This window comes from Bacillus sp. AFS001701 (genome assembly GCF_002559405.1).
GTDB lineage: Bacteria > Bacillota > Bacilli > Bacillales > Bacillaceae_G > Gottfriedia.
In genome coordinates, this window is record NZ_NTZO01000698.1 from 1 (window position 1) to 1,334 (window position 1,334).

The 1,334-nt window shown below is 29.2% G+C and carries 2 protein-coding genes; both read left to right on the forward strand.

Features of this window, described 5'->3' with window-relative positions:
* Positions 1-242: 242 nt before the first annotated feature.
* The gene (locus CN514_RS24695) at positions 243-596 is read left to right on the forward strand and encodes a hypothetical protein (protein ID WP_098234820.1); all 354 of its coding nucleotides are present in this window, start codon (positions 243-245) and stop codon (positions 594-596) included.
* 190 nt (positions 597-786) lie between these two features.
* Positions 787-1,260, forward strand: coding sequence for a pentapeptide repeat-containing protein (locus CN514_RS24700; protein WP_098234821.1), 474 nt, complete (start codon positions 787-789; stop codon positions 1,258-1,260).
* Positions 1,261-1,334: the final 74 nt, after the last annotated feature.

Genomic DNA, 1,334 nt, shown 5'->3' on the forward strand with positions numbered 1-1,334 from the left:
GCACATTATTAAACAAGCTAAATAAAACGATTACATTTTCTATTTGATTTTACATTTTCCCAAAATTTTTAATTTGAAAGTTTGATAAAATAATAATTAGCATTAAAATTTTGGAGGAAAATATGTCATTATTCATAACGGCTTTCGGAGGAAAACTTTTACTATGATTGGCCTTTACCTTAATCTGCTTCTTAATTGCATGGCCAGTCGGATTATATTTCCGATACAAGGATGCACAGAAAATGAGAGAAGTATTACGCGACCAACCCATCAATCGACGCAATTACTGGCTTAAACAATTCTTAAAATTAAGTATATCAATAATAGTTTTATATTTTATATCATTTTTAATTGCACTTTATTTTAATATGCCTTTTTCATCTACTGCACCATTTGTCGGTCTATTTGTTCTATTACTCATGCTTTATATTAAATTTGCCCCACGAACAACTGGTGAAGCAACACCTGATATTGATGGATGGCATACAACATTTGTAATCATCGATCCTGATGAATATTTCACTTCAACAGGAGCAACCATTATTTTTGGATCTTTTATCTTTACAACCTTTGAATTTATAAGCGTTCTATATTAAAATCTTTAGCATTTATTTTATATTTTTCCATAAGAAGAGCATTAATGATCACACTGATTATTAATGCTTTATTTTATTACTTTTTTGATTCACATGAACAATTGTCGAAAATAAATATGATTAAGAGTGAAGGGATTCTCAGGAATAAAGTTAAATATATTCAATTATCAAAGCTTTAGGAGGAGAAGAAATGACAAATTGGAAGACTGCATTATTTGAGTTACAAAAAACGGATATGTCTTTTTCTACTTTTAATGAAGTAAGAGCTGAAAACTTAGACTTTAATAATGTAAGCTTGGCGAATTCGAAATTTACAAATGCAAACATGAGAAACCTCGAATTAAATGACGTGAATTTATTCGGAACTCGAATTTCAGATGTTAATTTATCTAATACAAAAATAACAAATGGTAATTTAAGAGACTTAGTAATTGATCATGTTCATTTAGCTGGAACAAGCTTCCGCAATATTGTCATTCCGGAAGATCTAAATCTTGACGATCACTCTAATTCTATTAAATTTGAGAAATGCAATTTAACAAATAGTCAGTTCACGGACTGTGATTTAAGTCATGTCGAAATCAATAATTGCAATTTATCAGGATTGAAAATTAATGGCATTTTAGTTGAGGATTTGTTAAAGAGTTATAGTCAGGGGGAATAATTACTACAAAAAAGGTCCAAAACGTTTTATGAGTAAGGTGATATCTACTTTTTACATTTCTACTTACTCATGAA

Coding starts and splice junctions, on each gene's coding strand:
- CN514_RS24695 (WP_098234820.1), top strand. CDS start 243: ATGAGAGAAGTATTACGCGACCAACCCATCAATCGACGCAATTACTGG.
- CN514_RS24700 (WP_098234821.1), top strand. CDS start 787: ATGACAAATTGGAAGACTGCATTATTTGAGTTACAAAAAACGGATATG.